This window comes from Pimelobacter simplex (assembly GCF_024662235.1).
Lineage (GTDB): Bacteria > Actinomycetota > Actinomycetes > Propionibacteriales > Nocardioidaceae > Nocardioides.
In genome coordinates this window covers 1,622,784-1,640,957 of record NZ_CP096276.1, presented here as the reverse complement: position 1 = coordinate 1,640,957, position 18,174 = coordinate 1,622,784, and the positions used below count along the sequence as shown (strand labels likewise).

Sequence of the window (18,174 nt, the reverse complement as noted above, 5' to 3'; positions counted from 1 at the left end):
CTCCTCAGCCCAGCGCGACGTACTGGAGGTCCTTGGTCAGCCAGCGACCGTCCTCGAGCACGAGCTCGAGCTGCAGACGGTAGTTGCGGGCCTCCTCCTGGAACTGGGTGGTCTTGTTCTTCACGACGCCGCTCGTCGCGACGATCACGGTCGCGGTGTCGTCGTCGCCGGCGACCAGGCCGGTCCAGACGACCTTGGCGACCATGTCGGACTGGGCCTCGTTGGCGAGCTTCTTCAGCGACGTGGCGCCCTTGGCGTACTGGTCCTTGAAGTCGCCGGTCGCCATCGAGGTCACGGCCTCGATGGTCCGGTCGGGCTCGCGGTAGTCGAAGTTGACGAAGGCGGTGACCATCTTGGAGGCGGCCTCGAGCTGGGCGGCCGTGCGCTTCTGCTCGGCCTCGTCGGCGAGCGGGACGGGCTCGACGACGCCGCGGCCGACGTCCTCGCCGGCGCCGGAGACGACGTCGGTGCCGTCGACGGTGTCGCCGGAGGTGACGTGGATGTAGAGCAGCAGGATCGCCACGCAGCCGCAGATGACCGTCGCGGCGTAGAGGGCGATGTTGAGCCGGACGCGACTGCGCTCGTCCGTCACTTGCCCGCCACCGGACCGATCAGCAGCCACTTCCACGCATCCCCTCCCAGTACGGACAGGTTCTCCGGCTGGTTCAGCCTGACCGGATTGCCCGCGGTGTCGACCAGACCCGGCACTGCCCCCGTGGCCGGATCGTAGGTGTCACTGTAGACGCGGCCGGGCGAGGCGCGGTTCTTGCGGTAGCCCGGTGCGTACTTGCTCCCCCGCATCACGTACGGCGGCCCCGCGGTGCAGCTCACCTTGGCCGGCTCGGCGTCCGTGAGGTCCTGCGTCGAGCGCCAGTCCTTGGGGGGAACGTAGCCCTTGGTGCAGGGCGGGACGCTGTAGTCGAACTGCAGGTTGACGTGGCCCCAGCCGTCGGAGGTGCTGCCCGTCGGACCGCCCGCGATGAGCGCCGGGTAGGTCACGAGCAGCTGCTCGATGCCGTCGAGCTCGCTGAGCAGGACCTGGTTCACCGAGACCAGGTCGCCCAGCAGGATCGGCACCGTCGGCTCGAGCTGGCGCAGCAGCTGGTCGACCTCGCGGGCCGCGCCCGGGGTCGCGCTGAGCACCTTGCGCAGGTCGCCGTCGCTGCCGCGCAGCGTCGTGGTGATCGTGTTGAGGTCCTGGGAGAACTTGCGGATGTTCTCCTTCTGGCCGCGCTGCGTGCGCAGCACGGCCAGACCGTTGTCGAGCAGCGCGATGGTCTCGTCGGTGTGCTCGCTGGCCTCGGCGATGAACGCCTGTCCCCCGTCGAGCAGCTGCTGCAGGTCGGTGCCGGTGTCGTTGAACATCAGCCCGAGCTCCTCGACGACCGTCTGGAGGCTGCCCTTGTCGACGGAGTCGACGAACCGGCTCAGGTCGACCAGCAGGTCGCCCTCGTCGACCGGGAGCGACTTGTCGCTGCCGGTGAACCGGGTGCCGTTCTCGGCGTAGGGGCCCTTGTCGTCGGGCGGCTGGAAGTCGAGGTACTGCTCGCCGACCGCGGAGAGGTTGTGCACGAACATCGGGGCGTCGCGCGGCAGCTTGGTGCCGTCCTTGAGGTCGAGGGTGAGGTCGACGCCCTCCTCGGTGGTGTCCATCCGCGAGACCCGGCCGATCTTGACGCCGCGGTAGGTCACCTCGCTGCCCTCGAAGAGGCCGCCGGAGCCGGGCAGGCTCGCGGTCACGGTCAGTCCGCGCCCGGTGATCTTGTCGACCAGGCCCAGGTAGCTGGCACCGATGTAGGTGATGCCGACCGCGCTGAGGACGACGAACGCCATCAGCCGGATCCGTACGCCGCGACTCATGCCACACCTCCGAGCAGGCTGCGCGTCGACCCGTTGTCGTACGACGACGGTTGGGTGCCGAGCAGCCCACGGGTCAGGCCGCTGAGCGGGCCGTCACTGCCCAGCAGGCCGCCCTTGCCACCGAGCAGGCCGCCCAGGTCGAGGTCGGGCAGCGCGCGGAGAAGCTTGCAGACCGGGCTGTCGCGGATGGTGCGGTCCTGGCACTTGGTCTGCAGGTCCTTGAGCAGGTTGACGTCGCTGAGCACCTGCAGGCAGGCCGAGCTGGTGAGCTTGCCGCTCTTGAGGCACTGGCCGACCTGGTTGAGGACCGCCTCCAGGTCCGGGAGCTGGATTTCGGGCAGGCCGAGCGTCTTGTAGAGGTTCTCGAAGTTGAGGTCGGCGCGGATGATCGTGTCGGCGTAGTCGCCCTTGACGATGTTGTTGGCCGTCTGCGGGAACGGGAAGCTGATGAGCAGGTTGAGGCCGGGGGCCAGCTGCTCGTCGGCCTCGGTCAGCTTGCGCAGCACCGGGCTGAGGTCGCGCAGGATGCTGAGCACGTCCTCCTTGCTGGCGTTGATGACGCGGGTGCCGACCTTGCCGAGCCGGTCGAGCGCACCGAGCATCTCGATCAGCTCGTCGTGCTGGGCGGAGAGGACGTCGATCGCCGGGCCGGTCGCGTCGAGCGCGTCGCCGATCGTCTCCTTCTCCTTGTTGAGCGTGGAGGTCAGGTTGTTGAGCGACTCGAGCGCGTTGATGATGTCGACCTTCTGCTCGTCGAGCGTGCCGACCACCGAGTCGAGCGAGGAGAGCAGGCTGCGCAGCCGGTCCTCGCGGCCGTTCATCACCAGGTTGGCCTCGCGGGTGATCGTGCCGAGCTGGGCGACGCCACCACCGCTGAGCAGGAAGGACAGCGCACCGAGCACCTCCTCGACCTCCGGGTTGCGGCCGGTCTTGGCGAGCGCGATCTCGTCGCCCTCGGAGAGCCGGCCCACGGCCGCCTCCTGCTCGGGCGCCTCGAGGGCGACGTACTTCTCGCCCAGGAGCGAGACCTGGCGGATGTCGGCGATCGCGTTGTCGGGCAGCTTGACGTCGTCGCGCACGATCATCGTGACGCGCGCGTTCCAGCCGGAGCGCTCGACCTCGGTCACCTCGCCGACCACGACGTCGTCGACCATGACCGGCGAGCGCGGGACGACGTTGAGGACGTCCTTGAAGTAGGCCGTCACCTCGAACGCCTCGTCGGCGTCGACCGGGTGACCGGGCAGCGGCAGGTCGTAGGCGCCGCGGAAGCCGCTGCAGCCGGTGAGGACCGTCAGTCCGACCAGGAGCGCCACCGCGCGGCACCACCGGCCGGGACGACGTGCGTTGCGCGTGCTCACGACCCACCTCCGAGCAGGTTCTCCATCGTGGCGCCGTCGCCGGTGGAGTAGGACACCTCGGCCGGGCGCGGCACCGCGATGCCCCGGTCGGTGTCGGTCGCGCCGGTCTGCTTGGCCTTGCCACCGGGCAGGGCGGTCTTGAACTCCGGGGGCAGCCAGGGCAGCTTGGTCAGGATCGGCTCGATGAGCTTCTCGATCAGCGTGCAGGCGGTGTTCTTGAGCGCCTTGGGCATCGCCGGGTTCTGCTGGATGAACGAGCAGATCAGGCCGTCGACGTCCCAGACCAGGCCGCCGATCGCGAGCCGGGAGTTCTGGCTGCCGGTGACGTGGTCGAAGCCCATGTGCAGGTTGCCCATCGCGACCGGCGCGATCTTGACCGCGGTCTCGATGTTGTCCTTCTCGGACACGATCGTGTTCATCACGTCGGTGAGCTTGCGGATGTCGGTGACGAAGGCGTCGCGGTTGTTCTTGACGAAGCCCCGGACGCTGCCGACGGCCTTGGCCACCGCGGCGACGGCCTGCTCGAGCTCGTCGCTCTCGTCGGCCAGCATCGCAGAGACGCCGGTGAGGTCCTGCATGAAAGCCCGCACCAGGCCGTCGTTCTCGGCCAGCGTCTTGGTGAACTTGGCGAGCTGGCTGACCGTGTCGAACAGCGGGCCGGCGCCGTTGCCGAAGGTCTGGGCGGCCTGGGCCAGGTCGCGGATCATCTGGTTGCCCTTGGCGCCCTGCCCGGCGAACGCCTTCTCCCCCGCCGCGAGCAGGTGGTCGAGCGTGCCGTCCTTGTTGACGCCGTTGGGGCCCAGGGCCCGGGTCAGCGTCTGCAGGCTGCTGTAGATCCGGTCGAGCTCGACCGGCACGGCGGTCTCGGGCAGGGCGATGTCGGCACCGTCGGCCAGCACCGCGCCGCCCTCGAAGACCGGGGTCAACTGGACGAAGCGGTCGGCGACGAGCGTCGGCGTGACGATGACGGCCTGGGCGCTCTTGGGCACCTTGTACGACGCGTCGTACTCCATCTCGACTCGGACCGAGTTGCCCTCGGGGATCACCGAGGTCACCTTGCCGACGTTGACCCCGAGGATCCGCACGTCGGTGCCCTCGTAGACGCTGACCGCGCGCGGGAAGTGCGCGGTGACCGTCTTCATCTCGGCCGGCGAGCGGAAGACGTTGACCAGGACGCCGAGCAGCAGCACGACGCCGATGGCGACGAGCACGCGCTTGTCGACGCGCTTGAGGATCGTGGACACCATCGCGATCACCCCTGGAACCCGGGCACGAACTCACCGGTGGGCAGCGCCAGGAGGTTCGCGGCGTACGCGTCGAACCAGGGGCCGGTACCGATGATGTTGCTGAGGATGGACACGTAGGGGCCGAGCGCGGCGAGCGTCTCCTTGATCTTCTGCTTCTTCGAGACCAGGAACGAGACCAGGCCGTCGACCTCGGCGAGCGCCGGCGCGATCTGCTTCTCGTTGTCCTTGACCACCCCGCGCAGCTCGACCGCGAGCGAGCGGGCGTTGACCAGCAGGTCGTGCACGGCGGCCTTGCGCTTGGTCAGCTCCTGGAAGACCAGGTCGCTGCTCTTCATCAGGTCGACGATGTCGTCGCTGCGGTCGGCGAGCACCTTGCTGACCTGCTTCGAGCTCTCGAAGAGCGTCTGGATCTCGGCGTCGCGCGCCGCGACGCTGCGCGAGAGCCGGGAGATGCCGTCGAAGGAGGCCTGGATCTCGGGCGCCGAGACGTCGAGCGTGTCGGCCACCGTGTCGAGCGCCCGGGAGAGCTGCTCGGTGTCGATCTCCTCGGTCGTCGTGGTCAGGTCGCCGAAGACGCCGACGATGTCGTAGGCGGCCTTGGTCCGGTCCATCGGGATCGTGCCCCCGTCGGCGAGCTGGCCCTTGCCGACCGGCTGGAGGTCGAGGTACTTCTCACCGAGCAGGTTGAGCACCTCGATCGAGGCGTGGCTGTCGGGCCCGAAGTCGACGTCCCCGTCGATCTCGAACTTCACCTTGACCCGGTCCCCCGCCAGGTCGACCGCGCTCACCCGGCCGGCGCGGATGCCGCCGACCTGGACGATATTGCCCTTGTGGATGCCGCTGGCGTCGCTGAACTCCGCGTAGTACGTCGTCCCGCGGAAGCCGGGGAACTTGCCGAGGTTGAAGGTCGCCGCCGAGACCAGCGCCATCACCACCAGGGTGATCACGCCGAGCCGGATGATCCGGGCGTCGCGGGCGTCGCTGTCGCGGCTCATCGGCGGCACCTCGGGGCGGTCGAGCGGAACTGGAACTTGGTGATGTACTCCTGGATCTCCTTGATGATCGGCAGGTTCGCGATCAGCGGGAGCCGGATCCGGGCGGAGACACCGCAGACGTAGTACTGGTACCAGGACCCGTAGGTGCCGGTCCGGGTCTGGTCGGTCATCGTCTCCGGCATCCGGTCGAGGAGCTCGGCCAGGTTTTCCCGGTTCTCCTTCTTGTTGAGGAGCTTGGAGAGCGCGCGCAGCGCGGCGATGTCCTCCTTGACCAGCGGCCGGCCCCGGCGCAGCAGGTCGGCGACGGTCACGGTCAGCTCGGAGATGTTGTCGAGCGAGGAGCCGATGGTGTCGCGGTCCTTGGCGAGGTCGGTCATCCAGTCCTTGAGCTCGACGATGAGCGTGCTCAGCTGCTGGTGGCGGTCGTTGACCGTGCTCAGCGTCTGGCTGAGGTTGGTGATCACGTCGCCGATGAGCTGGTCGCGGTCGGCGAGCGCCGAGGTCAGCGAGGCGGTGTGGTCGAGCAGGCTCTTGACCGTGCCGCCCTCACCCTGGAGCACCTGGACCAGGTTCATGCTCAGCTCGTTGACCTGGTCGGGCGTCAGCGCGGCGAACAGCGGCTTGAAGCCGTCGAAGAGGACGGTCAGGTCGAGCGCCGGCTCGGTGTTGTCGGCCGGGATGGTCGCGCCGTCGGCCAGCGCCTCGGCGTCCTTGCCGCCGCTCCCCTGCTCCAGCGCCATGTAGCGGTCGCCGACCAGGTTGAGGAAGCGGATCTTGGCCAGCGAGGCGGTGGTCAGCTTGACCCCCGCGTCGACCTTGAAGGTCACCTTGGCCATCGTGCGCCGGTAGTGCTCGACCTTCTTGACCTCGCCGACGTTGACGCCCGCGACGCGGACGTCGTCGCCCTTCTCGAGCATCGTGGCGTTGGCGAAGATCGCCTGGTACTGGTTGCGGTCGCCGAAGCCGACATTGCCCATGATGACGGCGAGCAGACCGGTGACCAGCACCGAGACGACGGTGAACACGGCGAGCTTGATCGCCGCCGAGATCGTCGTGGCGTTGCGGCTGTTGCTCATCCGGCTGCCTTCCCCTCGCGCACGACCGGGCCGTAGAGCAGCGACCCGAGGGCGCCGTAGGTCTCCGGCGCGCGACCGCTCTCACCGGCCAGCATCGCGTTGACCACGCGCTGCTCGGCCTCGCTGCCGGCGTACCCGCTGTCGATGGCGCCGCCGGCGGTCGGGCGGCCGAGCAGTCCCTGGAGCGGCAGCGGCGAGAAGCCGCCCTTCTCGTCGATGTCCGAGCCCTGGTCGAGCGGGTTCGGCGTACCGGGGATGGTGAACTTGGGCAGTCCGGCGCACCACGGACCGTGGCCGACCTCGCCGTACTCGGGGAGGTCGCGCTCGTCGTAGGGGCGGAACTGCGGGTTGAAGAACTCGATGTACTGCTTGACCCAGCCGCCCTCGAAGGTCTTGGACAGGATCGGCTCGTAGTTGGCCGCACCGCGGATCAGGCAGGGGAACTCCGGGGAGTACTCCGCGAGCAGGCCGACCACCGGGGCGGTGACCTGGCCCATCCGGATGAGGTTCTGCTCGTTGTCGCCGAGCAGCCGCGTCGAGGTGTTCGCCAACCCGGTCAGGTCGGAGAAGAAGACGTCGAGGTCGGCGGCCTTCTCGGTGATGGTCTTGCTGGTGACCGTGACGTTGTCGAGGACGTCGAGCAGGTCGGGCGCCGCCATGTCGTAGGCGTCGGCGACCTCGGCCAGCGCCTGGAGGTCCTTGCGCAGGGTCGGCAGGTGGTCCTCGATCTTGCCGATGTAGTCGCCGAGCTGGTCCATCGTCTTGCCGAGGTCCTCACCACGCCCCTCGAGCGCGGTCGCCAGCGCGTGCAGCGTGGCGTTGAGGTCGGCCGGCTGGACCGCCTGGAGCAGCGGGAACAGGTCGGCGAGCACCCGGCTCAGCTCGACGTTGGTCTCGACCCGGTCGGACGGGATGACGTCGCCGTCCTTCAGCGGTCGCGCCACGTCGCCGTCTGGGCGGATGAGCGCGACGAACTTCTGGCCGAAGAGCGTGGTCGGCACGATGTGGACGCCGATATTGGACGGGATCTTCTTGGCGGCGTCGGGGTCGAGCGCGAGCGTGATCTCGGCCTCCTCGCCGTCCTGGTCGATCTTGTCGACGCGGCCGACGAGCACGCCGTTGATCCGCACGTCGCCGAACTTGGCGAGCTGTAGACCGGCCCGGTCGGCCTTGACCTTGACGGTCGTGACGCTGTCGAAGGTCTTGTTGTAGATCGCGATCGAGAGCCACATGAGCAGCGCGAGCACGCTCAGGAAGACGACTCCGGCGACGAGGAGCCGGTTGTGCTCCTTGGCGCTGTCGTGATGGATGTTCACCAGCATCGGCGCGTCACCCCGTGATCCGGACGGTGGTGGTCGAGCCCCAGATCGCGAAGCTGAGGAAGAAGTCCGCGACGACGATCGTGACGATGCTCGTCCGGATGGCCTTGCCGACCGCACGGCCCACGCCGGCCGGTCCGCCCGAGGCGGTATAGCCGTAGTAGCAGTGGATGAGGATCACCGCGACGGCGAGGAACAGCAGCTTGAAGAACGACCACAGCATGTCGATGGGTGGCAGGAACTGCAGGAAGTAGTGGTCGTAGGTGCCGGCGGACTGACCGTAGATGTAGGTCACGATCAGCCGCGGCGACAGGTACGACGCCAGCAGCGCCACGATGTAGAGCGGGATGACCGCGATGAACGCCGCCACCATCCGGGTCGTCACCAGGAACGGCAGCGACGGGATGCCCATCACCTCGAGCGCGTCGATCTCCTCGGAGATCCGCATCGCGCCCAGGCGGGCGGTGTAGCCGCAGCCCACCGTCGCGGCGAGCGCGATCGAGGAGACCAGCGGCGCCACCTCGCGGGTGTTGAAGTACGCCGAGATGAACGCGCTGAACTTCGCGACGCCGATCTGGCTCAGCGAGGCGTAGCCCTGGATGCCGACCTCGGTCCCGGCGAAGAACGCCATGAACGCGATGACGCCCACCGAGCCGAGGATCAGGCTCAGGCCGCCGGCGCCGAAGGCGACCTCGGCGAGCGTGTTGGTGATCTCGCGGGGGTAGCGCCGGATCGCCCGGGGCACCCACGAGAGTGCCTTGAGGTAGAAGAGCAGCTGGTCGCCGTACCCCTCGAGGGTGCCGCGGCCGCTCTTGTAGGCGTCGCCGACGAGCTCGCTGACGGCGGCCATCAGAGGCCCGCCGGCGGGGAGATCTGGAAGTAGATCGCGGTGATCACGGCGTTGAGGAAGAACAGCGCCATGAACGCGATGATCACCGACTCGTTGACCGCGCGGCCCACACCGCTCGGACCGCCACCGGCGTTGAGGCCCTTGTAGGCCCCGATGATCGCGGCCAGCCAGCCGAAGATGAGCGCCTTGACCATCGCGATGTAGAGGTCGGGCAGCGAGGCGAGCGCGGTGAACGAGGAGAGGAAGGCGCCGGCCGAGCCGCCCTGGACGATGACGGTGAAGAAGTAGCCGCCGCCGATGCCGGTGCCGATCACGATGCCGTTGATCATCAGCGCGACGAACATCGTGGCCACCACGCGCGGGGCGACCAGGCGTTCGAGCGGATCGATGCCCAGCACCTCCATGGCGTCGATCTCCTCGCGGATCTTGCGCGCGCCGAGGTCGGAGCAGATCGCCGATCCGGCGGCACCGGCGATGATCATCGCCGCCGCCATCGGCGCCGCCTCCCGCACGGTGGCGAGCACCGCGGTCGCGCCGGCGAAGGACTGCGCGCCGAGCTGTCCGGTCAGGTTGCCGACCTGGAGCGAGATGACCGCGCCGAACGGGATCGAGACCATGATCGTCGGCACGAGCGTCACGCTCGTGACGAACCACGCCTGCTCGAGGAACTCCCGGAACTGGAACGGGCGGGTCAGGATCCGCTTGGTGACCTCGACCACCATCAGCGCGATCTCGCCAGGGCCACGCACGATCGATACGGCGTTGAACGCCACGCGCCGTCTCCTCTCCCCAGCTCCCATGTGTCCCCGCGGCTCGCTACGAGCTTTCGCGATATTAGAACACGTTCTCGTTGTGACCGACACGACATGTCCGAGAAGTGGCGCCGATCACTCCCTCCACACCCTCAACGGCGCGCGCGTGGCCCGGGTCACGCCCCACCGGACCTACGATCGGCAGGTGCCGACCGCCGCCGACCGTCTCCCCCGCCCGCTCGCGGCCCTCGGCCGGCACCCCTCCGGAGTGCTCCTGGGCGCCCAGCTGCTCGTCGTCCTGGCCTACCCGGCGCTCCAGGGATCCGACCTGGGCCTCGCGTTCGCGGGCGTCTTCCAGCTGCTGGTGCTGCTCGCCGCGGTGGCCGCGGTGCGTCGTACGCCGGCGCTGACGTGGGTCGCCCTGCTGCTCGGCGTACCGGCGGTGGTGCTGACCGTCGCCGAGGCCTTCCAGCCCGACAGCGACGGCATCGTCCTGGCCTCAGCGGTCTTCCACGCGCCGTTCTACTTCTTCGTCTCCTACGCGCTGATCCGCTACCTGTTCCACGACGACAAGGTCACCCGCGACGAGCTCTTCGCCACCGGCGCGGCCTTCACCGTGGTCGCCTGGGGCTTCGCCTACCTGTACGCCGCCGCCCAGGTGCTCTGGCCGGGCGCGTTCATCAGCTACACCAGCCCGACGGGCGCGGTGCCCCTGGACTGGTTCGAGCTGCTCTTCCTGTCCTTCACCGCGATGACCAGCGTCGGGCTCTCCGACGTCTACCCGGTGCTCGCGCACGCGCGATCGCTGGTGATGGTCGAGCAGGTCGCGGGCGTCTTCTACGTCGCGCTCGTGGTCGCCCGGCTGGTCGGGCTCAGCGCGCGGCGCCGGGACTAGGGCTGAGGCGCCAGGCCGGCAGCGCGGCGCGGCGCGCTCAGTCCAAGCAGAACTCGTTGCCCTCGGGGTCCTGCATCACGAGGTGCCCGGCACCCATCGGCGGCGCCGGCTCGTGCCGCTCGACCCGGCTCGCCCCCAGGGCGACCAGGCGCGCGGCCTCGGCCTCGAGCGCCGCCATCCGCTCGTCACCGGCCAGGCCGGGTGCGGCCCGGACGTCGAGGTGGACCCGGTTCTTGGCGCCCTTGCCCTCGGGGACCCGCTGGAAGAAGATCCGCGGGCCGGCCCCGTCAGGGTCGATGCAGGCCGAGGCGCTGTTGCGCAGCTCGGGCGGCAGCGAGGCGCGGAAGGCGTCCCAGTCGGCGAAGCCCGGCGGGGGCGGCGGCAGGACGTAGCCGAGCACCTCGTTCCAGAACTCCGAGAGGGCGCGGGGGTCGGCGCAGTCGAAGGTCACCTGGACCTCGCGCACGGTGCTCATCGGGCCCTCCTCACTTGGTCGCCGGTGCTCGCTTCGCTCGCACAGCTCCTCGCTCGTCGCGAACACTCGGCCTCGTTCCTCGGCCGGCATTCGCTCCTCACTTCGTCGCTTCCATCATCTGCCGCAGCTCCTTCTTGAGGTCGCCGATCTCGTCACGCAGCCGCGCCGCGAGCTCGAACTGCAGCTCGGCCGCGGCCGCCTTCATCTGCTCGGTCAGGTCCTGGATGAGCTGGGCCAGGTCGCTGCTGGGCATCCCGGCCAGCTCGGCCGCGTGGCCGCCGATGTCGGTGGAGCGCAGGTGCGGGGTCGGGGCGACCTTGGGCTTGACGCCGCCGGCGCGGCCCTTCTGGCCGACGTCGGCCCAGGTCTGGAGGAGCTCCTGGGTGGTCTCGTCCTCGCGGGCGAGCATCTCGGTGATGTCGGCGATCTTCTTGCGCAGCGGCTGCGGGTCGATGCCGTGGGCCTCGTTGTAGGCGACCTGCTTGGCGCGGCGGCGGTTGGTCTCCTCGATGGCCGACTCCATCGACGGGGTGATCTTGTCGGCGTACATGTGGACCTCGCCCGAGACGTTGCGGGCGGCGCGGCCAATGGTCTGGATGAGGGACTTGTCGGAGCGGAGGAAGCCCTCCTTGTCGGCGTCGAGGATCGCGACCAGGGAGACCTCGGGGAGGTCGAGGCCCTCGCGGAGCAGGTTGATGCCGACCAGGACGTCGTACAGGCCCAGGCGCAGGTCGCGCAGCAGCTCGATGCGCTTGAGGGTGTCGACCTCGGAGTGCAGGTAGCGGGTGCGGATGCCGGCGTCGAGGAGGTAGTCGGTGAGGTCCTCGGACATCTTCTTGGTCAGCGTGGTGACCAGGACGCGCTCGTCCTTGTCGGTGCGCAGCCGGATCTCGTGGATCAGGTCGTCGATCTGGCCCTTGGTCGGCTTGACCACGACCTCGGGGTCGATCAGCCCGGTCGGGCGGATGATCTGCTCGACGACGTCGCCCTGGACCTTGTCGAGCTCGTAGTCGCCCGGCGTCGCGGAGAGGTAGACGGTCTGGCCGATCCGCTCGAGGAACTCCTCCCAGCGCAGCGGGCGGTTGTCCATCGCGCTCGGCAGGCGGAAGCCGTGCTCGACGAGGTTGCGCTTGCGCGACATGTCGCCCTCGTACATGCCGCCGACCTGGGGTACGGCGACGTGGGACTCGTCGATGACGAGCACGAAGTCCTCGGGGAAGTAGTCGATGAGCGTGTTGGGCGCGCTGCCCCGGGAGCGGCCGTCCATGTGCATCGAGTAGTTCTCGATGCCCGAGCAGGAGCCGACCTGGCGCATCATCTCGATGTCGTACGTCGTGCGCATCCGCAGGCGCTGGGCCTCGAGCATCTTGCCCTGCTTCTCGAAGGTCTCGAGCTGCTCGCCGAGCTCGGCCTCGATGCCGTTGATCGCGCGCTCCATGCGCTCGGGGCCCGCGATGTAGTGGCTGGCCGGGAAGACGTAGAGCTCCTGGTCCTCGGTGAGCACCTCGCCGGTGACCGGGTGCAGGGTCATCAGCCGCTCGATCTCGTCGCCGAAGAACTCGATGCGGACCGCGAGCTCCTCGTAGACCGGGAAGATCTCGAGCGTGTCGCCGCGCACCCGGAAGGTGCCGCGGGTGAAGGCGAGGTCGTTGCGGGTGTACTGGATCTCGACCAGGCGGCGCAGCACCGAGTCACGGTCGTGCTCCTCGCCCACGCGGAGGCGGACCATGCGGTCGACGTACTCCTGGGGGGTGCCGAGGCCGTAGATGCACGAGACCGTCGAGACCACGATGACGTCGCGGCGGGTGAGCAGGCTGTTGGTCGCGGAGTGGCGCAGCCGCTCGACCTCCTCGTTGATCGAGGAGTCCTTCTCGATGTAGGTGTCGGTCTGGGGGACGTACGCCTCGGGCTGGTAGTAGTCGTAGTACGAGACGAAGTACTCGATCGCGTTGTCCGGGAAGAGCTGGCGCAGCTCGTTGGCGAACTGCGCGGCGAGCGTCTTGTTGGGCTGGAGCACGAGCAGCGGACGCTGCACCTGCTCGGCCACCCAGGCCACGGTCGCCGTCTTGCCGGTACCGGTCGCGCCCAGCAGGACGACGTCCTGGACCCCGTCGTTGAGCCGCTTGGTGATCTCGGCGATCGCGGCCGGCTGGTCGCCCGAGGGCTGGTAGTCGGACTGGACGTGGAAGGGCGCGACGCGACGCTCGAGATCGGTGACCGGACGCATGCCTTCAGCGTACGAGGGAGCGCCGACAGTCGCTCCGGCGCCGGGTCAGCGGGGCCGGTCGGGGCGCACGCGCAGCGTGTGCAGGGCGGTCGCGAGCATCGCGTAGTGACCGACGAGCATGAGGATCTCGATCCGCTCCCGGTCCTCGAAGCACTCCCCCAGCTCGGACCACAGCCCGTCGGTGAGGTCCTGGTCGGCGAGCAGCTCGTCGGTGGCGCGCAGGAGCAGCCGCTCCCGGACGCTGAACCCCGGGTGGTCGGCGTCCGCCTCGATCGCGGCGACCTCCTCGCGGGCGAGACCGGCACGGCGGGCCAGGCGCCGGTGCTGCTCCAGCTCGTACGCCGACTCCCGGCGCGCGGCCACCCGCACGATCACCAGCTCGGACTCGCGCCGCGAGAGCCGGCCGCCCGGCATCAGCCGCCCGGCGAAGTGCAGCCACCCCCAGAACAGCCGGCGGTGCCGGCCCAGGGTGAGGAAGACCGCCGGCGGCTCGGTCCCCTGGACCCGGCCGGCGACCCGGGCGAAGAGCGCCACGAAGGGGCCGACCTCACGCCAGCCGCCGGGCTCGATCCGGGCGCCGCTCACGCGGCGTCCGACCGGCGGGCCTGCTCGACGGCGGGCAGCACCCGGTTGGCGCCGTAGTTGAAGACCCGCATCGCGATCGCGTAGCCGGGCGGGAAGTAGCGCTGCAGCCAGTGCACGAGCCGGATGTCGGGCGAGGTGTAGACCCAGTAGCGGTTGCGCAGCGCGCCCTTCCAGATCGCTGCCGCGGCCTGCTCGGGCGAGACCGCGCGCTTCTGGAAGTGGCCGCGGGCCCGCACGAACGCCTTGCTCTGCTGGTCGATGCCGGCGATCCGGATGGTCTCGACCAGGCCGGTGTCGACGCCCCCGGGGCAGACCAGGCTGACGCCGATCCGGTGCTTGCGCAGGTCGTAGCGCAGCACCTCCGAGACACCGCGCAGGCCGAACTTCGTCGCGCTGTAGGCCGCGTGCCACGGCATCGCGATGATCCCGGCCGCGGAGGAGATGTTGACGAGCTGTCCCCCGCGCCGGGCGTCGATCATCGGCGGCAGGAGCTCCTCGATCACGTGGATCGGGCCCATCAGGTTGACGTCGACGAGGCGCTGCCAGTGCTGGGGCTCCAGGCTGCGCACGGTGCCCCAGATCGCGATGCCGGCCACGTTGAGGACGACATCCATCGCGCCGGCGCGCTCGGTGACCAGCGCCGCGAGGCGTCGTACCTGCTCGTGGTCGGCGACGTCGGCGACCTCGGCGGTCGCCACCTGGCCTCCCCCGGCCCGGATCTCGGCCGCGACCGCGGCAAGCGCGTCGGGCTGGATGTCGGTCAGGTGCAGCACGGCGCCGCGATCGGCGGCATAGCGGGCGACGGCGCGGCCGATGCCGCTGGCGGCGCCGGTGACGAACACCTGCTTGCCGGCCAGGTCACGGACCGGGGCTCGGAACCACATGGACTTCTCCTCAGCTCGGGAACAGCGTCGCCGCGAGGGCGACGAGAGGGGGACGGAGGGACGCCAGCGCGGCGGCGTCGTCGAGCACGACCCGCGCGGTCGCCATCTGGATGATCGCGGCGAGCAGCGCCTCGCACGCGAAGAGCCGGGCCTCGTCACGACCGTCGACGCCGAACAGCGCCGCCAGCGCCGCGGCCGCCTCGCGCTGGACGGCGAGCCGGCGGCGCATGATCTCGGGGCCGGCGGCGTACGCCTCGACCAGGAACAGGCGGGCCCGGCGCGGGTCCTCGGCCAGCGCGGCGAGGTAGCGGCCGAGCAGCGCGTCGAAGCGCTCCGGCGCGGGCCGCTCGGCGCCGACGGCGATCCCCTCGGCGAAGCCCGCGCGCAGCGCGTCGGTCGCCCACTCGTACGCCGCGAGGAAGCAGTCGTGCTTGGACCCGAAGTGCTGGTAGAAGGTCTCCCGCGAGACCCCCGCCCGCTTGATCACCTCGGCGACCGGGGTGCCGGCGTACCCGCGCTCGGCCATGGCGTCGGCCATGGCGTGGAAGATCCGCTCGCGCTGGACCGCCGCGACCGCGTCCCGGCTCAGGCCGTGGCGCCCGCGCGGCAGCGTCGTCATGGTCCGGAGAGTTTCACGAACAATGTTGTTCGTCAATCGTCGACGACGGTCCGCCGCCCGACCGGGCGGGGCTCCTCAGAGCAGCGGGCGCAGCGGCGCGAGCACCAGCTCGGTGAACTTGCGGTGCATGTCCCGCGCCTCCCACTCGCCGCTGGTCAGCTCGAGGCAGTGCGACTGGTCGACCTCGAAGATCGCCTCGAGCTCGGCGGCGAAGGCCTCGTCGATGATCTCGACGTTGATCTCGTAGTTGCCCGAGAGGCTGAGCCGGTCGATGTTCGCGGTGCCGACCGTGGCCCAGGTGCCGTCGACCGTGGCGGTCTTGGCGTGCACCATCGCGTCGCGGTAGCGCAGGATCCGCACCCCGGCGTCGAGCAGCTGGGTGAAGTAGCCCCGCGAGATCCAGTCGGCCACGATGTGGTTGGACTTCAGCGGCAGCAGCAGCCGGACGTCGACCCCGCGGCGCGCGGCGTCCTTGATCGCGGCGATGAAGTCCTCGTCGGGCAGGAAGTAGGCCTGGGTCATCCAGATGTTGCGGCTGGCCCGGTTGATCGCCTCGAGGTACATCGCCCGGATCGGGAACATCCACAGCCGCGGCACGTTGCGCTGCAGGCGCACCCGCGGCTCCCAGGTCGAGGCGGTCTCGAGCAGCAGCGGCCGCTCGGTGCCGCGCAGCCGCCGGCGGCGGTTGAGGTTCCAGAAGTCGGCGAAGGCGCGCTTGAGGTCCCACACCGCGGGCCCGGTGATCCGGACGTGGGTGTCGCGCCACTCGCTCTCGTAGGCCGAGCCGATGTTGTAGCCGCCGACGAAGCCGACGGCGTCGTCGACGACGAGGATCTTGCGGTGGTCGCGGCCGTAGCGGCGCAGGTCGAAGAAGCGCCAGCCGGCCGAGTAGACCGGGTAGCGCAGCACCTTGACGCTCGGGGGGAAGCGCTGGAACGCCGGCGAGACGACCAGGTTGGCGAAGGCGTCGTAGGTGCAGTAGACGTCGACCCCGCGCTCGGCGGCGGCGATGAGCGCGCGCTTGAACCGCTCCCCCGTCGCGTCGCCCTTCCAGATGTAGGTCTCGAAGAGGATCTGGCGCTGGGCGCCGTCGATCGCGGCGAGCATGTCGTCGTACAGGTCGCGGCCGAAGGTGTACGTCGTCACCTCGCCGTCGCCCACCTCGACCGTGCGCGGCGTCGTGGTCGGGAACGGCTTGGGCCGCTTGCCGCGGCGCCGGTAGGAGTCGACGAGCGACATCGCGATCGCGACCACGAACGGGACGCCGATCAGGGTCAGCAGGATCCGCCGGAGCGCGGTCCGCAGACCGGCCAGGGAGTCTCCGTCGGGGTGCGCCACGCGCGTCAATCTATCGGCAGCGTCGAGGCGGTTAGGGCGTACCCTCACCAGCGTTGTCGCCGCTGAGCAGCTCGAGCCGGTCGACCAGCCAGGTGCCGTCCACGAGCTTCATGGTCAGGCTGACCCGCTGCTGCTCGATCTTGACGTCCTTGTTGGTCTCGTCGGTGAGCGCCTGGTCGACGAACGCCAGCACCTCGACCTGGGAGGTGCTGACCGCGCGCGCGGCCGCATCGACGACCTGACCCTTGGCCGAGACCTTGCCGTCGACGATGGCCTTCTGCAGCCCGCTCACGTTGGGCGCGAGCTTGTCCTTGAGCTCGGTGTTGGCGATCTTGTCGAGCCAGGCGAACTCGTGCTCCCCGTCCTTCCAGGAGTACGACGTGACCTCGACCAGGATCGACTTGGCGGCACCGAGGGCGGCCTGCTCGGCCTCCTTCTCGCCGGTCAGCGTCTGGACCTGCTTCTCGGCCCGGGCCAGGTCGTCCTGAGCACCGCGCTCCTGGACCAGCAGCCAGGCCCCCACGGCCAGGCAGGCGACCAGCAGCGCGGCGAGACCGAGGACGAGGTTGCCGGGCCGGCGGCTCTCGGCGCTCATCGCACGGGTCCCGGGGCGTTGGCGGCACCGCGCTGGAGGTAGGTCAGCCCGGCGGCGCAGCGGCCGTCGCGCTGGAGCGCGCGGCGCTGGTCGACCTTGGGGTTGAGCCGGCTCGTGCCGTAGGTGCAGGTCGCTTCCTTGCGCATCTTGTCGGGGATGAGCTCGATGCGCAGCTCACCGTCGCGGACCTTGGCCAGCAGCGAGCGCAGACCCGGCGAGTAGTTCTGGAGCAGCGCGCGCAGGTGCGGCTCGTAGGAGCGGAAGACGTCGGTGAAGCTGACGCCGGCCGACAGGAAGCCCGGCAGCACCTCGTTGGCGTCGCGGACCAGCTTGATCAGCTCGTCGATCTGACCCGGGCCCCGCTTGAGGATGTCGCGCAGCTCGGGGTCGTACTCGCGCAGGAACTGCGCGAAGCGCTTGGACGAGGTGGCGAGCTGGCGCAGCGCGTCGGCGTTGTCGGTGGCGATCGAGAGCACCGAGCCCGAGCTGCTGATCACCCGGTCGGTCTCGGGCCACACGGAGTCGAGCGTCTCGAGCAGGGCGGTGCCCTGGTCGAGGATCCGGCCGAGGTCGTCGCCGGTCCCCTTGAGGCCGGTGCTCAGCTCGCCGAGGACGACACGGAGCTTCTTGTCGTCGATCTGGCGCAGCACGTTGTTGACCGCGACCACCGTCGAGCTGAGGCTCTTGGGCAGGTCGGTCGAGGCGGCCGGGATCGTGTCGCCGTCGGCGAGATAGGGCCCCGAGGCCTTCTTCGGCTGGAAGTCGAGGTACTGCTCACCGACCGGCGAGAGGCTGCGCACGCGGGCGAGCGCGTCCTTGGGGATCTCGGTGCCCGAGGTGATGGCGATCGTGGCGAGCACGCCGTTGTCGGCGGGCACGATCGAGCGGACCTTGCCCACCTTGATCCCGCGGTAGGTCACCGCGGAGCCCTCGAACAGGCCGCCGGTCTGGGCCAGCTCGACCTTGACCTCGACGGGCTTGGAGGTGAGCGGCTGGTCGAGCACCGCGGCGAAGATGTACGCCGTGGTCACGATCAGCACGAGGATGATGCCGGCCAGGCTCAGGTAGAGCCGGTTGCCCAGAAGCTTCATGACCATGA

The 18,174-nt window shown here is 69.7% G+C and carries 18 protein-coding genes; 1 reads left to right on the top strand and 17 read right to left on the bottom strand.

The window, feature by feature from the left end; translation table 11 throughout:
• Positions 1-4: 4 nt before the first annotated feature.
• From M0M48_RS07825 to M0M48_RS07785, 9 genes are read right to left on the bottom strand one after another with little or no spacing between them, the layout of a single operon-like run.
• Positions 5-592, bottom strand: a complete 588-nt coding sequence (locus M0M48_RS07825; protein ID WP_215814996.1) for a hypothetical protein — start codon at positions 590-592, stop codon at positions 5-7.
• Entirely contained in the window at positions 589-1,860 is a 1,272-nt protein-coding gene (locus M0M48_RS07820; RefSeq protein ID WP_257750707.1) for an MCE family protein, read from the bottom strand. Before M0M48_RS07820 ends, M0M48_RS07825 begins: the two co-directional genes overlap by 4 nt.
• Positions 1,857-3,218: an MCE family protein gene (locus M0M48_RS07815; protein WP_257750706.1), complete on the bottom strand. Its 1,362-nt coding sequence runs from the start codon at positions 3,216-3,218 to the stop codon at positions 1,857-1,859. The genes M0M48_RS07820 and M0M48_RS07815 overlap by 4 nt, the downstream gene beginning before the upstream one ends.
• Positions 3,215-4,465 carry an MCE family protein gene (locus M0M48_RS07810; protein WP_257750705.1) on the bottom strand — a complete coding sequence of 417 codons (1,251 nt, stop codon included), beginning with the start codon at positions 4,463-4,465 and terminating at the stop codon, positions 3,215-3,217. Before M0M48_RS07810 ends, M0M48_RS07815 begins: the two co-directional genes overlap by 4 nt.
• Positions 4,466-4,470: 5 nt before the next feature.
• Positions 4,471-5,460: an MCE family protein gene (locus tag M0M48_RS07805; protein WP_257750704.1), complete on the bottom strand. Its 990-nt coding sequence runs from the start codon at positions 5,458-5,460 to the stop codon at positions 4,471-4,473.
• The gene (locus M0M48_RS07800) at positions 5,457-6,536 is read right to left on the bottom strand and encodes an MCE family protein (protein ID WP_257750703.1); all 1,080 of its coding nucleotides are present in this window, start codon (positions 6,534-6,536) and stop codon (positions 5,457-5,459) included. The genes M0M48_RS07805 and M0M48_RS07800 overlap by 4 nt, the downstream gene beginning before the upstream one ends.
• A complete protein-coding gene (locus M0M48_RS07795; RefSeq protein WP_257750702.1) occupies positions 6,533-7,858 on the bottom strand; it encodes an MCE family protein in 1,326 nt (441 codons plus the stop codon). Before M0M48_RS07795 ends, M0M48_RS07800 begins: the two co-directional genes overlap by 4 nt.
• 7 nt (positions 7,859-7,865) lie before the next feature.
• Positions 7,866-8,705, bottom strand: coding sequence for an MlaE family ABC transporter permease (locus M0M48_RS07790; RefSeq protein ID WP_215815003.1), 840 nt, complete (start codon positions 8,703-8,705; stop codon positions 7,866-7,868).
• Positions 8,705-9,427, bottom strand: coding sequence for an MlaE family ABC transporter permease (locus M0M48_RS07785; RefSeq protein ID WP_215815612.1), 723 nt, complete (start codon positions 9,425-9,427; stop codon positions 8,705-8,707). The genes M0M48_RS07790 and M0M48_RS07785 overlap by 1 nt, the downstream gene beginning before the upstream one ends.
• Before the next feature lie 235 nt (positions 9,428-9,662).
• On the opposite strand from M0M48_RS07785, the gene M0M48_RS07780 reads away from it, so the two are divergent.
• Entirely contained in the window at positions 9,663-10,352 is a 690-nt protein-coding gene (locus tag M0M48_RS07780) for an ion channel (RefSeq protein WP_257750700.1), read from the top strand.
• A 37-nt stretch (positions 10,353-10,389) separates the two neighbouring features.
• Here M0M48_RS07780 and M0M48_RS07775 read toward each other — a convergent pair whose 3' ends face one another.
• From M0M48_RS07775 to M0M48_RS07740, 8 genes are all read right to left on the bottom strand, one after another.
• Positions 10,390-10,827 (bottom strand): VOC family protein, encoded by a 438-nt coding sequence (locus M0M48_RS07775; protein WP_257750699.1) that lies wholly within the window; start codon positions 10,825-10,827, stop codon positions 10,390-10,392.
• 97 nt (positions 10,828-10,924) lie between these two features.
• The gene (gene uvrB / locus M0M48_RS07770; RefSeq protein WP_215815005.1) at positions 10,925-13,054 is read right to left on the bottom strand and encodes an excinuclease ABC subunit UvrB; all 2,130 of its coding nucleotides are present in this window, start codon (positions 13,052-13,054) and stop codon (positions 10,925-10,927) included.
• Between the two features lie 45 nt (positions 13,055-13,099).
• Positions 13,100-13,639 (bottom strand): carboxymuconolactone decarboxylase family protein, encoded by a 540-nt coding sequence (locus M0M48_RS07765; protein ID WP_257750698.1) that lies wholly within the window; start codon positions 13,637-13,639, stop codon positions 13,100-13,102.
• Positions 13,636-14,523: an SDR family oxidoreductase gene (locus M0M48_RS07760; protein ID WP_257750697.1), complete on the bottom strand. Its 888-nt coding sequence runs from the start codon at positions 14,521-14,523 to the stop codon at positions 13,636-13,638. Before M0M48_RS07760 ends, M0M48_RS07765 begins: the two co-directional genes overlap by 4 nt.
• Before the next feature lie 10 nt (positions 14,524-14,533).
• Positions 14,534-15,142 carry a TetR/AcrR family transcriptional regulator gene (locus M0M48_RS07755; protein WP_257750696.1) on the bottom strand — a complete coding sequence of 203 codons (609 nt, stop codon included), beginning with the start codon at positions 15,140-15,142 and terminating at the stop codon, positions 14,534-14,536.
• 75 nt (positions 15,143-15,217) lie between these two features.
• Positions 15,218-16,480 carry a phospholipase D-like domain-containing protein gene (locus tag M0M48_RS07750; RefSeq protein ID WP_257750695.1) on the bottom strand — a complete coding sequence of 421 codons (1,263 nt, stop codon included), beginning with the start codon at positions 16,478-16,480 and terminating at the stop codon, positions 15,218-15,220.
• A 31-nt stretch (positions 16,481-16,511) separates the two neighbouring features.
• Positions 16,512-17,075: a hypothetical protein gene (locus tag M0M48_RS07745; RefSeq protein WP_257750694.1), complete on the bottom strand. Its 564-nt coding sequence runs from the start codon at positions 17,073-17,075 to the stop codon at positions 16,512-16,514.
• The gene (locus M0M48_RS07740; RefSeq protein ID WP_257750693.1) at positions 17,072-18,172 is read right to left on the bottom strand and encodes an MlaD family protein; all 1,101 of its coding nucleotides are present in this window, start codon (positions 18,170-18,172) and stop codon (positions 17,072-17,074) included. The genes M0M48_RS07745 and M0M48_RS07740 overlap by 4 nt, the downstream gene beginning before the upstream one ends.
• Positions 18,173-18,174: the final 2 nt, after the last annotated feature.

Excerpts from the sequence above, each read along its gene's own strand:
- M0M48_RS07775 (WP_257750699.1), bottom strand. The coding sequence starts at position 10,827 with ATGAGCACCGTGCGCGAGGTCCAGGTGACCTTCGACTGCGCCGACCCC.
- M0M48_RS07810 (WP_257750705.1), bottom strand. The coding sequence starts at position 4,465 with ATGGTGTCCACGATCCTCAAGCGCGTCGACAAGCGCGTGCTCGTCGCC.
- uvrB (WP_215815005.1), bottom strand. The coding sequence starts at position 13,054 with ATGCGTCCGGTCACCGATCTCGAGCGTCGCGTCGCGCCCTTCCACGTC.
- M0M48_RS07805 (WP_257750704.1), bottom strand. The coding sequence starts at position 5,460 with ATGAGCCGCGACAGCGACGCCCGCGACGCCCGGATCATCCGGCTCGGC.
- M0M48_RS07745 (WP_257750694.1), bottom strand. The coding sequence starts at position 17,075 with ATGAGCGCCGAGAGCCGCCGGCCCGGCAACCTCGTCCTCGGTCTCGCC.
- M0M48_RS07760 (WP_257750697.1), bottom strand. The coding sequence starts at position 14,523 with ATGTGGTTCCGAGCCCCGGTCCGTGACCTGGCCGGCAAGCAGGTGTTC.
- M0M48_RS07785 (WP_215815612.1), bottom strand. The coding sequence starts at position 9,427 with ATGGTGGTCGAGGTCACCAAGCGGATCCTGACCCGCCCGTTCCAGTTC.
- M0M48_RS07790 (WP_215815003.1), bottom strand. The coding sequence starts at position 8,705 with ATGGCCGCCGTCAGCGAGCTCGTCGGCGACGCCTACAAGAGCGGCCGC.
- M0M48_RS07755 (WP_257750696.1), bottom strand. The coding sequence starts at position 15,142 with ATGACGACGCTGCCGCGCGGGCGCCACGGCCTGAGCCGGGACGCGGTC.
- M0M48_RS07800 (WP_257750703.1), bottom strand. The coding sequence starts at position 6,536 with ATGAGCAACAGCCGCAACGCCACGACGATCTCGGCGGCGATCAAGCTC.
- M0M48_RS07795 (WP_257750702.1), bottom strand. The coding sequence starts at position 7,858 with ATGCTGGTGAACATCCATCACGACAGCGCCAAGGAGCACAACCGGCTC.
- M0M48_RS07820 (WP_257750707.1), bottom strand. The coding sequence starts at position 1,860 with ATGAGTCGCGGCGTACGGATCCGGCTGATGGCGTTCGTCGTCCTCAGC.
- M0M48_RS07740 (WP_257750693.1), bottom strand. The coding sequence starts at position 18,172 with ATGGTCATGAAGCTTCTGGGCAACCGGCTCTACCTGAGCCTGGCCGGC.